The organism is Pseudomonas guariconensis, from assembly GCF_900102675.1.
Taxonomy (GTDB): domain Bacteria; phylum Pseudomonadota; class Gammaproteobacteria; order Pseudomonadales; family Pseudomonadaceae; genus Aquipseudomonas; species Aquipseudomonas guariconensis.
The window spans coordinates 64,837-83,967 of sequence record NZ_FMYX01000001.1 but is presented as its reverse complement, the minus strand read 5'-3'; the positions used below and the strand labels follow the sequence as shown (position 1 = coordinate 83,967).

The window sequence follows — 19,131 nt, the reverse complement described above, 5'->3', positions numbered from 1 at the left end:
CCAGGGCTCGAGTTCTCCAACCTGCTGACAAGAGAGCCTGACCATGAACGCATTGCCCCGCGCCTTTAACGCCCTGGATCGCCTCGGTACCTGGAGCGCCGACCTGCCCCTGCGCCTGTTCCTGGCCTGGGAGTTCTTCGAATCGGGTATCGAGAAATTTAACGGCGCCAACTGGTTCACTGATCTGCAAGCGAGTTTTCCCTTCCCGTTCAACCTATTGCCAGCCAATGTGAACTGGCAGCTCTCGCTGTGGGCTGAATTGATCTGCCCGCTGTTGCTGCTGCTCGGCCTGGGCACGCGCCTGGCCTCGGCCGTGCTGATGGTGGTGACAGTAGTGGCTATCGCCGCGGTGCACTGGCCGGCGCAGTGGTCGAGCCTGGCCGAGCTTGCCCAGGGCTATGCGATTACCAACCAGGGCTACGGCAACTTCAAGCTGCCGGTCATCTATCTGGTGGCCTTGCTGCCACTGTTGCTCAAAGGGGCCGGCCGCCTGAGCCTGGATCACTGGCTGCGCGGCCGGTTCCAGCCAATGAGCGTCAGAGCACCCGCCTGATCAATGGCTCGAGGCGGCTGTAGCGCAGCCGCCGCAGCAGCTTGAGCACTTCGCGCGGGTGTTCGCCGGCCGCGCCCAGCTCCTCGGCCGACGACAGCCGGGGGGCGTGCCGACGGATCCTTTCGAGTTCGGCCTCACGGGGGGCGAGCCACTGTCCCTGGGGGTCATCGATCAACAGGCCGTTCTCAAGGTCCAGATTGAACCCACGGGGATTGAGGTTGTTGCCGGTGAGCAAGCTGTAGCGTTCGTCGATCCACACGCCCTTGGCATGGAAGGTGTGCCCCGGATCGTTCCAGATCCGCCCTGCAGCTGGCCGCTGGCAATGGCGCCCTGGCGCCGATGGGCGAAGGCGCGCAGGTTGTCCTCGTACAGATAGGGCAAGGCGGCGCTGGCGGTGAAGGGTTGCCCGGGGGCGACGTAGAAATCGTTGGCGGTTCGGTGACCGATGATCATCTCCACCGTCACCCCACGGGCCAGCGCCCGGTCGATCTCGGCGATCAGTACACGGGGCGGGTTGAAGTACGGTGTGCTGAGCACGATCTGCGAACGCGCAGCCGCAAGCAGCGCGCACACGCTGCGGTTGAGCGGATTGCCTCGGCCGATGCCCAACAGAGGGATCACCCGCAGCCCTTCCCGGGCCGGAGCCACGGGCAGGTCGTAGACCATGTGCCTCAAACGCGCTCGCAGCCGGCGAATCGCACCACGCAGGCGTTTGGTCGTCGGCGGTGCAGGCAAGTCCAGGCGCGGTGTCGCGGTACTTGCCAGTATCTGCCGCACCAGGCCGGCCATGGCGTCAGCCAACCCGGCATTGTGGAACAGGTGGTATCGATCCAGCCGGTAGCGGTCGAAGCGGTGTAGGTAGACGTTGTTCAGGCTCGCCCCGGTGTACAGCACCTGGTCATCGATGATGCTGCCTTTGAGGTGCAGCACGCCGAACAGCTCGCGGGTCTGTACCGGCACACCATGGATGACCACATCAAGGCCTCGGCGTTGACGCTGGGCCTGGTACCACGCCGCGTTGCCCGGTTGCCGCCCCGCCCCCAGCAAGCCGCGCCGGGCCCGGAACCAGTCGACGACGACGAGAACCTCCAGCGCTGGTCGTGCCGCCTTGGCCTGGTACAAGGCGTCGAGCACTTCTTGGCCGGCCTCGTCCTCTTGCAAGTACAGGGCGACGATGACAATACGTTGAGTGGCGCTGGCAATCAGCTCAAGCAAGCGAGTGCGGTAGCTCGCCGCATCGGGCAACACCTCGATGGCACCGGGGGCCAGGGCGAAGCCTTCTTGGGGTACCGGCACGGATTTACGGTTCAAGCGGTCTCTCCTGTGCAAAAGGGGCTCCGGGTCGTGGGCATTCCGGCCCCTTGTCATCCGGGTGTACTATCGGGCCGGCCACGGCATAGAACAACAAGAATTCCTCAAGGCTGGTTTTTTCTTATAGCCCGGAAACAACGACGCCTCAGCTTGCACAGGTAAATCGCACATGGTCCAGCCCTGCTCTGCGCAGCCTGCCTCCCCCCTCCCCCCACCCAGGACGTTCGGCTTTCTGGTACAACCCAACTTCACCACCATCGGCCTGGCCTCGGCGGTCGAGACCCTGCGCATGGCCAACCTGGCCGCCTGCCGCCCGTTGTTTCGCACCGTAGTCGTCGCCGCCACGCCGGAACCTGTGACCGCCAGCAACGGCATGCGCGTGCTGCCTGACCATGGCATCGCCGACGCACCCGCACTGGATGCCCTGTTCGTGGTAGGTGCCAACCCCATTGCCAACGACCGTGACAGCCGCCCGCTGATCGACTGGTTGCGACAACTCGCCCGCCAGCGGGTACCCCTGGGTGGAATTTGCACGGGCAGCTACCTGCTGGCACGGGCGCAGCTGCTCAAAGGCTACCGCTGCACCATCCACTGGGAAGACATCGAAGCGCTCAAGGAGCGTTTCCCCGGCATCGTCATCTCCAACCAACTGTACGAGCTCGATCGCGACCGCTACACCTGTTCCGGCGGCGTGGCCGCCATGGACATGATGTTGCAATTGGTCGCCCGCCTGCCCGATGGCCAAGCCATCGCCGCCAAGGCGGCCGAGCTGTTGCTGTGCGACCGGGTGCGTGGTGAGCGTGACCGCCAGCGGGTTCCGCTGCGCACCCGCCTCGGCAATGCGCAACCCAAGCTAAGCCAGGTGGTGGCGATCATGGAAGCCAACCTGGAAGAACCCCTGGGGCTGGAAGAGCTGGCAACCCTCAACGAGGTGACGGTGCGCCAACTGGAGCGGCTGTTTCACAAGTACCTGCAGCGCACCCCCAGCCAGTACTACCTGGAGCTACGTCTGTCACGGGCGCGGGAGATGCTGCTGCGCAGCGACGCCAAGGTGCGGGAAATCGCCCTGGCCTGTGGCTTTACCTCGCCTGCGCATTTTTCCAAGAGCTACAGCCGGTTCTTTGGCCTGTCACCGCTCGGAGAGCGGCGACAGGCGTCGTTGCACTGACGGGTTGCTAACGAAGGTAGGGTTCACCTCGAACAAGGTTTCCCGGCGGCACCTGGCACCGGCTCCGCCGATGTTCGCAGGTGAACCCCGCTCCCACAGGTTCTGGATTGCTCGCAAACACCCGTCCTACCGGTTGGGAGCGCTGGGCGCTCTGCGCAGTCAATCCTGCAACGCACGATGCGCCGTTTCCCGGCAGGCCAGCATAGCCACCAGTGCCACCACCGCAGCGACCAGCAGGTAGCCCGCCGGAGCCAGCTTGTTGCCAGTGACCTGGATCAGCCAGGTGGCAATGAACGGCGCGGTGCCACCGAACAGCGCGTTGGCGATGTTGAAGCTCAAGGCAAACCCGCTGAAACGCACACGTGTGGGAAAAATCTCCGCCAGCAAGCAGGGCAAGGTGCCGTCGTTCATCGCCAGCATCGCACCGAACAGGATCTGGATCGCCAGGATCACCAACAGCGGCTGATGATCGAGCAAACTGAACAGCGGCACCGTCAGCCCCAGAAACAGCAGCGAGGCGACCACCAGCATGGGCTTGCGACCAAAGCGGTCCGACAAGCGCCCCATCAGGAAGATCAACCCGATGTAAGTTGCCAGCGACACCGTCGAGGCAATGAACGAGTCGCGCTCGCTCATGCCCATTTCGTTGGACAGGTATGTGGGCATGTAGCTGAGCAGCAGGTAGAAGGCCACCGCATTCAGGCAGGTCACGCCAATGCCGATCAGCACACTGCGCCGGTGCAGGGTCAGCAATTCGCGCAGCGGTGTGGCGCCCGCGCAGCCCTTGCTTTCCAGGCGCTGCTCCATCTCCAGGAATTTCGGCGTGTCCTGCAGACTCATGCGGATATAGCGCCCCACCAGGCCGAACGGTGCAGCCAGCAAAAATGGCAGGCGCCACCCCCAGCTGTGCAAGGCCTCGGTGCTGAGCAGCGCATGCAAGGCGGCGACGAACGCGGCGCCGAACAGCAACCCGGCGGCAGTGCTGGCCGGCACGATGCTGGTGTACAGCCCGCGACGGCCTGCTGGCGCGTATTCGGCCAGAAACGCCGAGGCCCCGGCATACTCGCCGGAGGCGGAAAAACCCTGCACCAGGCGAATCAGCAGCAAAAGGCACGGTGCCCACACGCCGATCTGCGCATGACTGGGCAATATGCCGATGCAGAACGTCGACACCGACATGATCAGGATCGACCACGACAGCGCGTTGCGCCGCCCATGGCGGTCACCGAAATGTCCCCAGACCACCCCGCCCAACGGCCGGACGATGAAGGACAGGGCAAACACTGCAAAGGTGGCCAGCAGGCCAGTGGTCTTGTCGGCATCGGGGAAGAACGTGGCGGCAATGATGGTGGCCAGGTAGCCATAGGCGGCATAGTCGAACCATTCGACGAAGTTGCCCATGAAGCTGGCTCGCGCGGCCTTGCGCAGCGCCTGGCGTTCGGCGTCCTGTGCCGGGAGGTCAAGGTGACGGGCGCTCATGGTGATCATCGCGCACCTCCCAGGGCGGGCAGCAAACGAGATTTCGGCACAACGGAATGACGCTGGGACATGACGGATACCCTCTGTTCTTGTAATTGGCGGCAGGGTCGAGCGGTCACTGGCGGGAAGGTCGCGGGCAGGCCCGCGACCGTGCCCGAGGGTCACTTGCGGATGATGTTGTGCTCCGGCCCGTACGGGAAATGGGTAATGTTCTCGGCACCGTGCTCGTTGACGATCAGGATGTCGTGCTCACGGTAGCCACCCGCGCCGGGGTGCCCTTCGGGCAGCATGATCATCGGCTCGATCGACACCACCATGCCTGGCTCGAGGACGGTGTCGATGTCCTCGCGCAGCTCCAGCCCCGCTTCGCGCCCGTAGTAATGGCTCAGGGTGCCGAAGGAATGGCCGTAACCGAAGGTGCGGTACTGCAGCAGGTCATGACGAAGGAAAATCTCGTTCAGCTCGCGGGCGATGTCGCAGCAGCGGATGCCGGGACGCACCAGCTTCAGGCCCGCTTCGTGCACCTCGACGTTGGCTTGCCACAGGCGCAGGTACTCGTCCGGACAGTGGTCGAGGAACAAGGTGCGCTCAAGCGCGGTGTAGTAACCGGCGATCATCGGGAAGCAGTTGAGGCTGAGGATCTCGCCCTTGCTCACCGTGCGGCTGGTGACCGGGTTGTGGGCACCATCGGTGTTGAGCCCGGACTGGAACCAGGTCCAGGTGTCCATCAGCTCGGCGTCAGGGAAGCTGCGGGCGATCTCGCGCACCATTGCCTGGGTGGCATGCAGCGCCACTTCGTACTCAGGCACCTGATCGCGCAAGGCCTCGACCACTGCCGCGCCACCGATATCGGCGATACGCGCGCCCTGACGGATCAACGCCTGCTCTGCGGCGGACTTGATCATGCGCATACGCATGCAAGGCGCGCCGATGTCGACCAACTCGGCCTTGGGATAGCAGGCAGCGAGCTTGGCATGATTCTGTAGGTTGAGATGGTCATGCTCCACGCCGATGCGCGAGGCCAGCGGCAGGGCCTGCTGGATGGCGACGAAGAAGTTGTCGCGCTGCCAGTCGGTGTAGACGATGTTGTCGGTGCCGACCGTCCGCCGCCAGGGTTGGCCGCCATCGATGTTGGCGCTGATCGAGACCACCTTGTCCTGGGTGACCACCAGCGCATAGGGGCGCCCGAACGAGCAGTAGAGGAAGTCGCTGTAGTAGTTGACGTTGTGGTACGAGGTGAAAATCGCCGCCTCGATGTCATGCTCGGCCATGTAGGCGCGCAGGCGGGCTTGGCGGGCAGCGTATTCCTGGGCGCAGAACGTGGGTTTGGCCTTCTCGCCATTGTGGATCTTCAGGGTCTTGGGCATTTGCATGGTGGGTTTCCTTGTCGTTATGGGCATGCTGTTCAGGCCGGTTGCCTGGGATGCATTGCAGCAGAACGATCAAGGGCGCTTTTGTATCTATCCGACCTGAAATTGGCGAAACGGCCACCGCCCCTTGGCGGCCTTTTTGCGGATCACCTAAACACAAGGCCGCCCCACAGGCACAGCGCAATGGCGTGCGCAGCACCTGTGGGGCGGCCATGTATCGCGATAGGGGGCGCACAGGCCCCTCAAGCCACGGTCACTTCAAGTCGAACCTATCGAGCTCCATCACCTTGACCCAGGCAGCGACGAAGTCCTTGACGAACTTGTCCTGGCCATCACTGCTGCCATAGACCTCCGACAAGGCCCGCAACTGGGCGTGGGAGCCAAACACCAAGTCGACGCGGGTACCGGTCCACTTCACCTGGCCAGTCTTGCGGTCGCGACCTTCGAAGGTTTCGTTGTCCGCCGAGGTCGGCTTCCACTCCACGCTCATGTCCAGCAGGTTGCGGAAGAAGTCGTTGGACAGCACACCGGGCTTGTCGGTAAAGACCCCGTGTCGGCTGCCACCGACATTGGCGCCCAGTACCCGCAGGCCACCGATCAGCACGGTCATCTGCGGTGCGGTGAGGGTCAGCAACTGGGCTTTGTCCAGCAATAGTTTCTCGGCCTTGATGCTGTAGCGGGCTTTGGTGAAGTTGCGGAAACCGTCGGCCAAGGGCTCGAGCACACCGAACGACTCGACATCGGTCTGCTCCTGGGAGGCGTCCATGCGTCCAGGCCTGAACGGCACATTGACTGTGTGCCCACCGTCCCTGGCAGCTTTTTCCACCGCGGCGCAGCCCGCCAGCACGATCAAATCGGCCAGGGAAACCTTCTTGCCCGAGGCGTTGAACTCACCCTGGATCTTCTCCAGCGCCTTGAGCACTTTGTCCAATTGTTCAGGCTGGTTGGCTGCCCAGAACTTCTGCGGCGCCAGGCGCAGGCGGCCGCCGTTGGCACCACCGCGCTTGTCCGAACCCCGGAAGGTCGAGGCCGAGGCCCAAGCGGTGGAGACCAGTTCGCCGACGCTCAGGCCCGAGGCCAACACCTTGGCTTTGAGGGCGGCGATGTCTTGATCGTCGATCAGCGGGTGGTCCACCGGTGGGATCGGGTCCTGCCAGAGCAGCACCTCCTGGGGCATTTCCGGGCCCAGGTAGCGTGACAGCGGGCCCATGTCCCGGTGGATCAGTTTGTACCAGGCACGGGCGAAGGCATCAGCCAACTGGTCGGGGTTGTCCTTGAAACGCCGGGCGATCGGTTCGTAGATCGGGTCGAAACGCAGGGCCAGGTCGGAGGTGAGCATGGCCGGCGCGTGACGCTTGGAAGGATCGTGGGCATCGGGGATCTGTCCTGCCCCGGCGCCGTTCTTCGGCCGCCACTGGTGGGCACCGGCCGGGCTCTTGGTCAGTTCCCAGTCGAAGTTGAACAAGTTCTCCAGGTACTCGTTGCTCCACTTGGTCGGGGTAGACGTCCAGGTCACTTCCAGGCCACTGGTGATGGTGTCGCCGCCCTTGCCGGTACCGAACTTGTTCTGCCAGCCCAGACCTTGCAGCTCGAGGCCTGCGGCTTCTGGCTCAGGGCCTACGTTGTCGGCGGGGCCGGCGCCGTGGGTCTTGCCGAAGGCATGTCCGCCGGCGATCAGGGCCACGGTTTCCTCATCGTTCATGGCCATGCGCCCGAAGGTCTCGCGAATGTCCTTGCCCGAGGCCACAGGGTCGGGATTGGCGTCCGGGCCTTCCGGGTTCACGTAGATCAGCCCCATCTGCACGGCAGCCAGCGGGTTCTCCAGGTTACGCTCCCCTCCCAGGGTGCGGCTTTCTTCTTCACCGTGCTTCTGCGGCTCGGCCACCAGGTCGCCCTGGCCTGGGGCTTGGGCCTTGCCATAGCGCGTGTCGCCTCCCAACCAGACCTTCTCGGAGCCCCAGTAAACGTCTTCGTCCGGCTCCCATACGTCTGCGCGCCCGCCGGAGAAACCGAAGGTCTTGAAGCCCATGGATTCGAGGGCGACGTTGCCGGTGAGCACGATCAAGTCGGCCCAGGAGATCTTGTTGCCGTATTTTTGCTTGATGGGCCAGAGCAGGCGCCGGGCCTTGTCCAGGCTGACGTTGTCCGGCCAGCTGTTGAGCGGCGCGAAACGTTGCTGGCCAGAGCCTGCGCCGCCGCGACCATCGCCGATGCGGTAGGTACCGGCACTGTGCCAGGCCATGCGGATGAACAGCGGGCCATAGTGGCCGAAGTCGGCGGGCCACCAGTCCTGGGAGTCAGTCATCAAGGCGTGCAGGTCCTGCTTGAGGGCCTGGAAGTCGAGGCTCTTGAACGCTTTGGCGTAGTCGAAACCGGGATCCATCGGGTCGGACTTGGCAGAATGCTGGTGGAGGATCTTCAGGTTCAGCTGGTCCGGCCACCAGTCACGGTTGCTGGTGCCACCACCCGCGGTTTGATGAAACGGGCATTTCGATTCGTTCGACATCTGCGTGTACCTTTGGGTCGGTTGTCCAGATTTCCCGGTCTAGGCCAGGTGCTCGATCGGTTGAGCACGCAAGCTCATGCGCCCCCTCATCAGGTCGCGTCGGCGAAAGCCCGACACAGGCTCGTCAACGGCGGAAAAAGCAGGCGCCCCGAGGGGTATCCCTGCCCACGCCCACCCGCCGTTGTCACGGGGCAGAATGAAGACTAGCCGAGCGGCGGCAGGTTTCTAATAGAGTGGCTATGTGGGGGTAATAGGCTGGGACTTTCGGGGGCCGAGGTTCACTTGCCGCGCTGCATCCAGGCTGCGCCCAACCCACTCAGGCAGATGATGGCGATGCCCACCAGGCTGCTGGTTTCAGGTACCTGGCTGAAAATCACCAGCCCCAACAGCCCTGCGAAAACGATCTGACAGTAGCTGAACGGCGCCAGCAAGGCTGGGGCGGCGAAGCGGAAGGCTTGGGTCAGCAGCAGATGGGCGGTCATGCCGCAGCCGCCCAAGGCCAGCATCAGCAAGGCGTGATTCCAGTGGGGCAGTTGCCAGAAGAACGGCACCAGGGCACTGAGCACCAGGGTGTTGCACAGCCCGGCGTAAAAGTTGCTGGTGGTCGGGGAGTCATAGGCGGACAGCTTGCGGGTCAGCAATTGATAGAAGCAAAAACCCAGTGCCGAGCCCAGGGGGAAGAGGATCGCCGGCGTGAACATCGCCCCGCCCGGATGCACAACCACCAGCACGCCGATAAAGCCCATCACCACCGCCACCCATTGGCCGAGGGAGACCCGCTCCTTTAGCAGTGGTGCCGAGAGCGCAGTGACCAGCACCGGAGCCAGGAAGTTGACCGACGTCGCCTCGGCCAGCGGCAGATACTGCAAGCCTGCAGTGAACAGCAGGCTGGTGCTCAGCAGACTCAGGGCTCGCAGGGTCTGCAGCAGCGGCCGGCGGGTTCGCAGTACTGCCATGCCGGCTTTGGGCAGGAAGATCCCCGCCATCAGCAGGGTGTGCACCAGATAGCGCGCCCACACCACCATGACGATCGGGTACAAGCCACCGAGGAACTTCGACAGCGCATCGTGACTGGCGAACAGGAACGTTGCCACGACCACCAGGGCGATGCCGCGCAGCGGTTGGTTGACTCCGGACAGCGGGGTTCTGGAACTCATGGCGCTCTCGACGGCGCGCGTGGCAGGGCCGGCGCAGGTATGGGCGGATTCTAGAAGAGATGCACCGGGATGAGAAATCGGCGTGCACGGGTTTGTGTTCGCTGATCGACCGGATTTGCCAGTGTGGGTTCCGCCTCCACCTGCTCCGGCCGGTTCGTGGGTAAACCCGCTCCTATGCGGTGCAATTGAGAGCGACACCGAACCTGTGGGGCGAGTTCACCCGCCAAGCAAGCACCGCCGAGCTTCAGCCTTGCACGGGCACGACACTCCTGAGCCGCTGGCTCGCTGGCGCCGGCTTGCCATACAGGTAGCCCTGGAAATGCGAGCACCCTTCCGCCGCCAGGCGGCGCATCTGTTCAGGCGATTCCACCCCTTCGGCCGTGGTCTTGATCATCAGGCTGTTGGACAGTTCGGTGATGGCGCGAATGATCGACATCGCTTCGCGGCTGTCGCACATGTCATGGACGAACGACTTGTCGATCTTGATCCGGTCGAACGGAAACGAGCGCAAGTACCCGAGCGATGAATATCCCGTGCCGAAATCGTCGAGGGAAATCGACACCCCCAGATCCTTGAGCGCCCGCAGAGTGCGTACGTTTTCCTCGCTGTTGCCCAATAAAACCGACTCGGTGATCTCAAGTTCCAGCCGCTGCGCCGCCAACCCCGAATCGGCCAGGGCCAGGGCCACGGTCTGTACCAGGTTGGCGTTCTTGAACTGCACGGCGGACAGGTTCACCGATACCGTCTGGGTGCCTTCCCACGTGGCGGCTTCCTGGCAGGCCAGATTCAGGGCGCGGGTGCCGATCTCGTGGATCAGCCCGGTTTCCTCGGCGATGGGGATGAAGTCCATGGGCATGACCATGCCACGGGTGGGGTGCTCCCAGCGCAGCAGGGCTTCGTAGCCGGTGACGCTGTTGGTTTGCTGGTCCACCACTGGCTGGTAGTGCAACTGCAACTGCCCCAGGTGCAAGGCGGTGCGCAGGTCGGTCTCCACCAGACGGCGCTGGCGGGCAGCGACATCCATCTCGACGCTGAAGCATTCGTAGCGGTTACGGCCGTTGCGCTTGGCCTCGTACAGGGCCATGTCGGCATAGCTGAGCAGTTGCTCGGCCTGGCCATGATCGTCCGGCGCAAGGGCGATGCCAATGCTCACGCCCACCGAAAACTGATGCCCTTCGATGCGAAACGGCGGGCTGATCGCCTCGATCAGGCGTTGGGCGGTATGGCAGGCGGCCTCGCGGGTATCCAGCCCGGCCAGGACCACGGCGAACTCATCGCCGCCAAGCCGGGCCAGGGTATCGTGCTCGCGCAACTCGCGGCGCAGGCGCTTGCCCAGCGCGCGCAGCAGCTTGTCGCCGAAGGCGTGACCGAGGGAGTCGTTGATGTTCTTGAAGTTATCCAGGTCAAGGCACAGGGTCGCGGTCAACTTGCCGCTGTCCTGGCCGCGGCCCAGCGCCTGCTTGAGCCGCTCGCTGAACAGGGTGCGATTGGGCAAGCCGGTCAACGCATCATGGTGCGCCATGTAGTGGATCTGGGCGTGGGCCGCCAGTTCCTCGGTGGCATCCTCGGCCACGAACAGCACGTAGTCAGCCTGCCCTTCGCGGTTCTGGCTGAGCAACGTCCTGCTGCGCAAGGTGCGCAGGCCGAGCGCTGTGGCCACGCGACTCTCATCGGCATAACCCTTGACGCTGCGCGCGCCTCGGGCCAGCTGCTGGGTCAGGTACTGGGCAGCTTCAGGTGCCAGGCACTGCTCGGGCAACTGGCCGACCATGCATGTGCCCTGAGCGCCAAACAGCTGCTCGGCTTGCTGGTTGGCCAGCAGGATGCGCTGGCTGTCGAGGTCCTGGACGATGACACTGGCTGGGATGTTGGCGATCACCGAGTCGAGAAAACGCGACAGGTCGGCCATTTCCTGGCTGTACTGCTCGGCCAACTGCTTGGCCTGGCGCAGCTCGGCCTCCTGGCGCCGGTGCTCGGAGATGTCGCGGGTGGTCTTGGCGAACCCCACCAGTTGCCCTTGGTCGTCGTGCACCGCGTCGATCACCACATGGGCATGGAACGCCGATCCGTCCTTGCGCAGGCGCAGGCCGCTGGCCTCGAAGCGACCGGTGCGCCGGGCCTGCTCGAGGTTCTGCTGCGGCAGCCCCGCAGCACGTTCATCCTCGTGGTAGAACAGCGAGTAATGCTTGCCGACAATCTCCTCGCTCGAATACCCCTTGGCCCGCTGCGCTCCGGGATTCCAGTTGGCCACCCTGCCATCGGGGGTCAATAGGTAGATGGCGTAATCCGCCACACTTTGGATCAACAGCCGGTACATGAGGTCGGGGCTGACTGGCGTCATGATTTACCCTATGGCAGCACGGAACATGCCGGCCTGTCAGGGCCGGATCGAAGTCATCAAGTGCTGGCATTATGCCGTTAGCCGAAAGCGTTTTGTGAAGTGCGTCACAAAAATTTATGGTCAGCTCAGTGGACGGGCGAGACCAGAAAGTTGAGCAGCAGCGGCTCATCGTCCAGGGCGATAGCCCGCCAGGCACGGGGCAAGTCCGCCAGCACAGCGCGACAGAACGCCACCGCAGGCGGGTCTTGGGCGTAGCAGCGCAGCAGCCAGTCTCCTGTACCGCTGCATAGCAGTTGCTGGGCAATGGCCTTGCCGATGCCCTGGCGGCGATAGCGCTTGAGAATGAACAGGTCGGCGAGTTCCGTGGCCGCAAGCCCCGGCAGCTCACTGCGCTCGATCAGCACAAAGCCTGCGATGAAGCCATCGACCAAGATCACGCTGGCACTCCAGCCGGGCGATTGCCAATACCGGACCAGGTGTTCTTCGTGGATATAGAAGCGCCCGTCCACTTCGACGTCTTCGGCTTCCCAGTCGGAGGACTCGTAGGCGTAGAACTGGTAGAGGTTGCGGATCAGCTCGGCCTGGTCGGCGGAGGTCTGGAGCAGTTGGAGGGGGGCGTGCATGGTGTGGCTCGGCGAAAAAGAGGTGGGATTCTAGCGAAGTTCGCGGGGCGCGTTGCGCCCCGGATTCCCCCTGGGAACTGGCGACAGCCTGCGGCGCAAGGCGATGCGGCCCTGGCCATCATCGTTCTTCCAGCACCGCCCTGCCCTTGACCGCTCGCGGCCCTTTCCAGGCCCAGAAGATCAGCCCTGGCAAGGGCACATACACCACGAAGACGACCCATAGCATCTTGCGTTCGGCACGCCGGTCGCTGCCGATGATGTGCCAGATGGCGACGATCTCCAGCAGGATGAGAATGGCCGCGACAATGATCCAGATCGTTCCGATTTCCATGAGCGTTCTCCCGTAAGCATGTACTGCATTGGGCGACGCTCAGGCGCAAGGGTTCAGTCGGATCCGTCAGGCTGGCTCAGGGCGTGGCACGCTCCAGGGCGGCCTTGAGCGCCGTGGCATCGGTGTACACCCGCTGCCCGGCGAGCACCCGGTGATCCAGTTGCAGCCACAGCACCTGACCCTCCCCGACGCCATAGCGGCTGGCCACCCGTCCCTCGCGGTCGAGCACCACGCGGTAGTTGTAATCGCGCATGGCGGGGATGGCGAACAGCTTGCCGATGATCGCGGGCATGCGCTGGATGTCAGCAAGGAACACAGCATGACGCGCTTGCAGATACCCCTTGGGTTGCTCGGCCAAGGCGGCCTTGACGAGCTTTGCGCCATCCATGTCGCGTGCCACCAGCAGGATGCGGGTGTCGGTATCGAGGCTGTAGGGCTGGTCGTATTGATCGAGCAGCGTCCAGGGTGCGAGCGTGTCGCCCGACTCCAGCGCCTGGGCCAGCAGTGGGAGCAGGCTCAGCAGCAATACGGCGGCGTATTTCATCGGGGATTGTCCTCGAGGCGGTGGCTCAGCATAGCCCAGTGACCCTGCGCCCGCCATGCGTGCTCCGGTTGTCTTTCCCGCAGACTCCCAGCACACTCATCCGGCCAGCCAGGAAGCGGAGTCAGCAGTGTCCACGCCACGCCAGTTCAGCCAGAAAACCAGCACCAGCAACATGTTGAGGCTCAAGTCCACTGCCGGTAACGGCCAGATGCCCTATCGGGTCGACTTCGTCCTGCTCGAACACTTCTCCATGGCCAGCTTCACCGTGGCGATGGATGTGCTGGTGACGGCCAATCTGCTGCGCGCCGACAGCTTCCGTTTCACGCCGCTCTCGCCCAAGGGCGACCGGGTGCTGAGCGACCTGGGCCTAGAGCTGGTGGCCAGCGAACTGAACGCCGCCAGCCTCAAGGAGCTGGACCTGCTGGTGATCTGTGGCGGCTTGCGCACGCCGCTCAAGTACCCCGAACTCGACCGCATGCTCAGTGACTGCGCCGCCCATGGCATGGCGCTGGGCGGGCTGTGGAACGGCGCGTGGTTCCTCGGTCGCGCTGGCGTGCTCGACGACTACGGCTGCAGCATTCATCCAGAGCAGCGCGCCAGCCTTGCCGAGCGCAGCCCGCAAACCCGCCTGACACCGGCCAGCTTCACCCTCGACCGTGACCGCCTGACCGCCGCCAGCCCCAACGGCGCGATGGAATTGATGCTCGGCCTGGTCCGACGCCTGTATGGCGATGCGCTGGCCGAAGGGGTCGAGGAGATTCTCTCGTTCTCCGGCGCCCGCTATCGCCAGGTCGGGCCGGGGGCGAAGAAGTCCATGAGCCTGCATCTGCGCACCATCGTCGAACTGATGGAGAACAACCTTGAGGAAACCCTGAGCCTCGACCAGCTGGCCGCCTACAGCGGACGCTCGCGGCGCCAGATCGACCGCCTGTTCCAGGCGCAGCTCGGCACCTCGCCACGGCGCTACTACATGGAACTGCGCATCACCAAGAGCCGCCGCCTGCTGCAGTACTCCGACCTGTCAGTGATGGAAGTGGCGGTGGCCTGCGGCTTTGTCTCGGTGTCGCACTTCAGCAAGTGCTATGCGGCGTACTTCGGGTATCCACCCTCGCGCGAGCAACGGCTGGGCGAATGAGTTTCTGGGGCTGCTTTGCAGCCCCGAAGGCATGAATCAAGCGCGGATGTAGCGCAGCACCGCGTCACAGATCATCTGCTTGTGGCGCTGCTTGATCTGCTCGTCGGAGAGGTCGATCTGGAAGATCTCACTGAAGGTGTGGCGATTGGATACCCGGTAGAAACAGAACGAGCTCATCAGCATGTGCAGGTCGATCACCTCGATACCGGCGCGGAACACGCCCTCCTCCACGCCCCGGCGCAAGGTGCGGCCCAACGCTTCAAGCACCAGACTGCTCATCTCGCGGATGACCGGCGATTGCTTGACGTACTCGCCGTAGTGGATGTTCTCGGTGCAGACGATGCGCACGAAATCCACGTTATGGTCGTGGTGGTCGAAGGTGAACTCCACCAGCCGCTCGATGGCCTGCACGGCCGGTAGAGACTCCAGGTCCAGGCTGTGCTCGGTCTTGCGGATATCGCCGTAGAGTTTGACCAGGCACTCGACGTACAGCTGCTCCTTGCTGCCGAAGTAGTAGTAGATCATGCGCTTGGAGGTGGCGGTGCGCTCGGCGATGGCGTCGACCCGCGCCCCGGCCAGACCTTGCTGGACGAACTCGTGAATGGCGGCCTGGAGGATATCCTCGCGGGTTTTTTCGGGGTTGTTCTTGCGCGACTTGCGCGGCCCTTCGATCTCAGGCTGGCCGAGATTGACTACCGAATCACTCATACCCACTCGCAGGCTGTTGTTTTCAATGGGGTGGGATTATCCGCGAGCGGGACGATGCAGGGAAGCGTGGTGTTGGTCGGGTGGTCAGGTTTGGGGGCCCTACCTGGTCTGGTGGGCCCTTGTCGAAGCACCGCAACCCAGGATCATCACAAGACCGGTTTGCGCCCTGCCCCGCTGCGCGCCTTGGCCAGCGCCGCCAGGCGCACCGCCACGTTGGCCGCGCCGTACCCTGCGTAATCTCCCTTGCGCTGCAGGACCTCGAAGAAGAACCGCCCCTCGAACGGCTCGGTGTACACGTGGAACAGCTCCCCGCCCTGGGCATCGCGGTCATAGAGCACGTTGTAGTACGCCAGTTCGCTCAAGAACTCATCGTCGAAGTCGAAGCGCGCCGCCAGGTCGTCATAGTAGTTCAGCGGAATTTCCAGCAGCGGCACGCCGGCTTCCTTGGCCCGGGCCACCTCGGCAAAGATGTCGTCGCAGGCAAAGGCGATGTGGTGCACGCCCGAGCCACGGTAGCTCGAAAGCGCGTGGGCGATGGCGGTGTTGCGGTTTTCCGAGATGTTCAGCGGCAGCCGAAGCGTGGCGCAGGCGCTACGCAGGGCGCGGCTCTTGACCAGACCATAGGGGTCGGGCAACACCACCTCGTCGTCGGCGGCAAAATCGAACAGGCTCTTATAGAACAGCACCCAGCTGTCCAGCGACTCGGCCGGCAGCGCCAGGGCCATGTGGTCGATGCGCTGCAGGCCGCCACTGGGAATGGCCTGCGGGTCGAGGCGAAAATCACTGTCATAGATCGTCTGGCCCTCGCCCGCCTGCTCCACCAGATAGATCAGGCTGCCGTCGGGGGCGCGCACAGCGGGGATCTCCCGCTCGTTGGGGCCGACCAATCCACGGAACGGTTGTCCTCGATAAGCGGTCGCCCGCCCCAGGGCGGCCTGGCCGTCGGTGACGCGCAGCGCCGTGGCACACAGCGATGGGCCATGGGCCTCGAAGAAGTTGTGGGCGAAGGAATAGGGTTCGGCATTGAGCACGATATTGATCTCGCCCTGGCGCAGCAGGCGCACGTCCTTGCTGCGGTGCTGTCCGCTTTCGGCAAAGCCCAGGCGCTTGAGCCATGCGCCCAACTGCGCTCCGGTGGCCTCGTCCACCGCGAACTCGAGAAACTCAACGCCCTCGTAGCCGCTGGCCGGCGGCGGGTCGAACAACACGCCCGGCTCCACGGTGTGGGCTTGCTGGGCGAGCCGCACGCGGGTCTGCTCCTCCAAGTAAAGCAACGAGCGCAGGCCATCGGCGGCGTTCTGCCGGGGCGGGGCGGCGCGGAAACCGTCGTTGAAGATCTCCAGCGACAGTGGGCCGCGGTACCCCGTGGCCAGAATCGGGGCGAGAAAACCCGCCAGATCCATCTCACCCTGGCCAGGGAAGCAGCGGAAATGCCGGCTCCACTCCAGCACATCCATGGCCAGGATCGGGGCATCGGCCATCTGCACGAAGAAGATCTTCTCGCCAGGGATCTGGTGGATGCCACTCGGATCGCCCTTGAGCGACAGGGTGTGGAAGCTGTCGAGGATCACCCCCAGGGCCGGATGATCGGCCTGGCGCACCAGGTTCCATACCTGCTGGTAGGTATTGACGTGACGCCCCCACGCCAACGCTTCATAGCCAATGCGCAGCCCGCGCTGGCCGGCACGCTCGGCGAGCAGGCGCAGATCGTCCACCAGCAGCTGCTCATCGCCCAGGGCGTCGGCCTGGACGTTGCTGCACACCAGCACCAGGTCGGTGCCCAACTCCTGCATCAGGTCGAACTTGCGCTCGGCGCGGTCGAGGTTTTTCTGCAGGCGCTCGCGTCGGCAGCCCTCGAAGTCGCGAAACGGCTGGAACAGCGTGATCGCCAGGCCCAGATCGCGGCACAACTGACGGACTTCACGGGGGCTGCCGGCGTAATACAGAAGATCGTTCTCGAAGATCTCGACGCCGTCGAAGCCGGCAGCGGCAATGGCTTCGAGCTTTTCCGGCAATGTACCGCTCAAGGACACGGTGGCAATCGAACGCTGCATGGGGGAGTTCCTTGTTATTGGCGCGCCCCTCGAAGGTTGCGCGGGCTGACGGTCACAGGCCCGTGGGAGCCTGGCACGATCGATTATTCGCAGGTAAAGTCAGCCCCGCAATGCGTTTTGTACGAAACAGTTAGTTTTTGTTCGATTACCGAACAAAAGCGGTTTTGGCGAATTGATTCAGGTCTGCCCCTGGACAACCATGAATCCCCAGCAACGGCCCCTGCCCCCACGTTCAGCAGGTGTCGTGCTGACAGGCCCAGCGTCACGGCATAATAAATTCAATAACCGGGTACCGACCTATGCACACTTCCCTCGCCCTGCGACCCGCACCTGCTTGTTCGTCCCATCGGCATCAGTCATCGACTGATCACTCCTGAACAGCCTCCCGCTGACCTACAAGAACACCGGAGAAAACGATGGCCCACTCCAACTCCCAAGCCAAGAAAGCGACCGCCAGCGGGTGGATCGGCTCGGCACTCGAGTACTACGACTTCTTCATCTATGCCCAGGCTGCGGCACTGATCTTTCCGCAGATCTTCTTCCCCTCCACCGACCCGAAAATGGCCATCATCGCCTCGCTGGCGACCTACGGGGTCGGCTACCTGGCCCGCCCGCTGGGCGCCTTCGTACTCGGCCATTGGGGCGATACCCGCGGTCGCAAGAACGTCTTGTTGCTGTGCATGTTCCTGATGGGGCTGTCGACCATGGCCGTCGGCCTGCTGCCGACCTACCACGACATCGGCCTGCTGGCCCCGGCCCTTTTGGTGGTGCTGCGCCTGGTCCAAGGCTTCGCGGTGGCCGGCGAGATCTCCGGCGCCAGCTCGATGATCATGGAGCACGCCCCGTTCGGGCGGCGTGGCTACTACGCCAGTTACACCCTGCAAGGCGTGCAGGCCGGCCAGGTGATGGCGGCGGCGGTGTTCCTGCCGCTGGCTTATTTCATGCCTAGCGAGGCCTTCAATGAATGGGGCTGGCGTATCCCGTTCCTGATGAGCGCGCTGGTGCTGGTGGCCGGCTATTTCATCCGCAAGGAAGTCCACGAGACCCCGGCCTTCGTGCAGGAAGAACAGCAGGACAAAGTCGCCAAGTCGCCGATCAGTGAAGCCTTCCGACACAGCTGGAAATGCATGGTGCTGGTGGCCTTCATGGCGTTGATGAACGTGATTCCGGTGGTGGCAACCATCTTCGGCGCAGCCTACGCGGTACAACCGGCCTATGGCATCGGCTTCGACAAGAGCGTGTACCTGTGGATCCCGGTGGTGGGCAATATCGTCGCGGTGCTGGTGATCCCGTTCGTCGGCAACCTGTCGGACAAGATTGGCCGTCGCCCGACCATGATCGCCGGCTGCCTGGGCTCGGGCCTGCTGGCCTTCGTCTACCTCTATGCGATCAGCATCCAGAACGTGCCGCTGGCCTTTGGCGTGTCGATCCTGATGTGGGGCATGGTCTACCAGGGGTACAACGCGGTATTCCCAAGCTTCTACCCGGAGCTGTTCCAGACCCGCTATCGCGTCTCGGCCATGGCCATTGCGCAAAACATCGGCACCATGCTCACCGCCATGTTGCCCGCGCTGTTCGCCACCGTCGCCCCGCCCGGCTCGGACAACATTCCGCTGGTGGTCGGTAGCCTGGCGTTCTTCATCACCTGCCTGTGCGCCCTCGCCGCCTACATCGCGCCGGAAACCCACCGTCTGGCCATGGAAGACCTGGGCAACCCACAGGCCAGGCCCATGGACAAAGGCGCCTATGAAGCCAGCCGCAAAAGCAGTTTCCAGGCAGTGAGCCGCTGACACACACCCTGTGAGAGCGGCCTGAGCCGCGCAAAAAGCCCGCTCCCGCAGGGCCCATGCT

The 19,131-nt window shown here is 63.8% G+C and carries 14 protein-coding genes and 1 pseudogene; 4 read left to right on the top strand and 11 right to left on the bottom strand.

What is annotated here, in order from left to right; genetic code table 11:
* The first annotated feature begins 43 nt into the window (after positions 1-43).
* A complete protein-coding gene (locus BLS27_RS00380) occupies positions 44-553 on the top strand; it encodes an HvfX family Cu-binding RiPP maturation protein (protein ID WP_090342236.1) in 510 nt (169 codons plus the stop codon).
* Here the strand turns inward: BLS27_RS00380 and pssA are convergent.
* Positions 537-1,921: pseudogene (gene pssA, locus BLS27_RS00375) on the bottom strand (CDP-diacylglycerol--serine O-phosphatidyltransferase). The gene BLS27_RS00380 and the pseudogene pssA overlap by 17 nt on opposite strands.
* A 112-nt stretch (positions 1,922-2,033) precedes the next feature.
* Between pssA and BLS27_RS00370 the strand changes: the two are divergent.
* Positions 2,034-3,032, top strand: coding sequence for a GlxA family transcriptional regulator (locus BLS27_RS00370; protein ID WP_090342233.1), 999 nt, complete (start codon positions 2,034-2,036; stop codon positions 3,030-3,032).
* 159 nt (positions 3,033-3,191) lie between these two features.
* Here the strand turns inward: BLS27_RS00370 and BLS27_RS00365 are convergent, their stop codons facing one another.
* The 8 genes from BLS27_RS00365 to BLS27_RS00330 form a co-directional block, all read right to left on the bottom strand.
* Positions 3,192-4,520 (bottom strand): MFS transporter, encoded by a 1,329-nt coding sequence (locus BLS27_RS00365; protein WP_090342229.1) that lies wholly within the window; start codon positions 4,518-4,520, stop codon positions 3,192-3,194.
* A 152-nt stretch (positions 4,521-4,672) separates the two neighbouring features.
* On the bottom strand, positions 4,673-5,884 hold the full coding sequence (locus BLS27_RS00360) for a M24 family metallopeptidase (RefSeq protein ID WP_043213695.1): 1,212 nt from the start codon (positions 5,882-5,884) through the stop codon (positions 4,673-4,675).
* A gap of 250 nt (positions 5,885-6,134) precedes the next feature.
* Entirely contained in the window at positions 6,135-8,387 is a 2,253-nt protein-coding gene (katG, locus tag BLS27_RS00355) for a catalase/peroxidase HPI (RefSeq protein WP_090342226.1), read from the bottom strand.
* 278 nt (positions 8,388-8,665) lie between these two features.
* The gene (locus BLS27_RS00350; protein WP_043213699.1) at positions 8,666-9,544 is read right to left on the bottom strand and encodes a DMT family transporter; all 879 of its coding nucleotides are present in this window, start codon (positions 9,542-9,544) and stop codon (positions 8,666-8,668) included.
* 244 nt (positions 9,545-9,788) lie between these two features.
* Positions 9,789-11,885 carry a sensor domain-containing protein gene (locus tag BLS27_RS00345; protein ID WP_232092029.1) on the bottom strand — a complete coding sequence of 699 codons (2,097 nt, stop codon included), beginning with the start codon at positions 11,883-11,885 and terminating at the stop codon, positions 9,789-9,791.
* 125 nt (positions 11,886-12,010) lie between these two features.
* Positions 12,011-12,508: a GNAT family N-acetyltransferase gene (locus tag BLS27_RS00340; RefSeq protein WP_090342220.1), complete on the bottom strand. Its 498-nt coding sequence runs from the start codon at positions 12,506-12,508 to the stop codon at positions 12,011-12,013.
* Positions 12,509-12,626: 118 nt separating this feature from the next.
* Positions 12,627-12,839: a PLDc N-terminal domain-containing protein gene (locus BLS27_RS00335; protein ID WP_043213707.1), complete on the bottom strand. Its 213-nt coding sequence runs from the start codon at positions 12,837-12,839 to the stop codon at positions 12,627-12,629.
* Positions 12,840-12,915: 76 nt separating this feature from the next.
* Positions 12,916-13,383: an FAD/FMN-containing dehydrogenase gene (locus BLS27_RS00330; RefSeq protein WP_090342216.1), complete on the bottom strand. Its 468-nt coding sequence runs from the start codon at positions 13,381-13,383 to the stop codon at positions 12,916-12,918.
* Between the two features lie 127 nt (positions 13,384-13,510).
* Here BLS27_RS00330 and BLS27_RS00325 point away from each other — a divergent pair, with 127 nt between their 5' ends.
* Positions 13,511-14,518, top strand: a complete 1,008-nt coding sequence (locus tag BLS27_RS00325; protein WP_043213714.1) for a GlxA family transcriptional regulator — start codon at positions 13,511-13,513, stop codon at positions 14,516-14,518.
* 36 nt (positions 14,519-14,554) lie between these two features.
* Here the strand turns inward: BLS27_RS00325 and BLS27_RS00320 are convergent, their stop codons facing one another.
* Positions 14,555-15,226, bottom strand: a complete 672-nt coding sequence (locus BLS27_RS00320; protein ID WP_043213716.1) for a TetR/AcrR family transcriptional regulator — start codon at positions 15,224-15,226, stop codon at positions 14,555-14,557.
* Between the two features lie 146 nt (positions 15,227-15,372).
* On the bottom strand, positions 15,373-17,280 hold the full coding sequence (quiC, locus tag BLS27_RS00315; protein ID WP_090342211.1) for a 3-dehydroshikimate dehydratase QuiC: 1,908 nt from the start codon (positions 17,278-17,280) through the stop codon (positions 15,373-15,375).
* 416 nt (positions 17,281-17,696) lie between these two features.
* On the opposite strand from quiC, the gene BLS27_RS00310 reads away from it, so the two are divergent.
* Entirely contained in the window at positions 17,697-19,070 is a 1,374-nt protein-coding gene (locus BLS27_RS00310; protein ID WP_070575361.1) for an MFS transporter, read from the top strand.
* Positions 19,071-19,131: the final 61 nt, after the last annotated feature.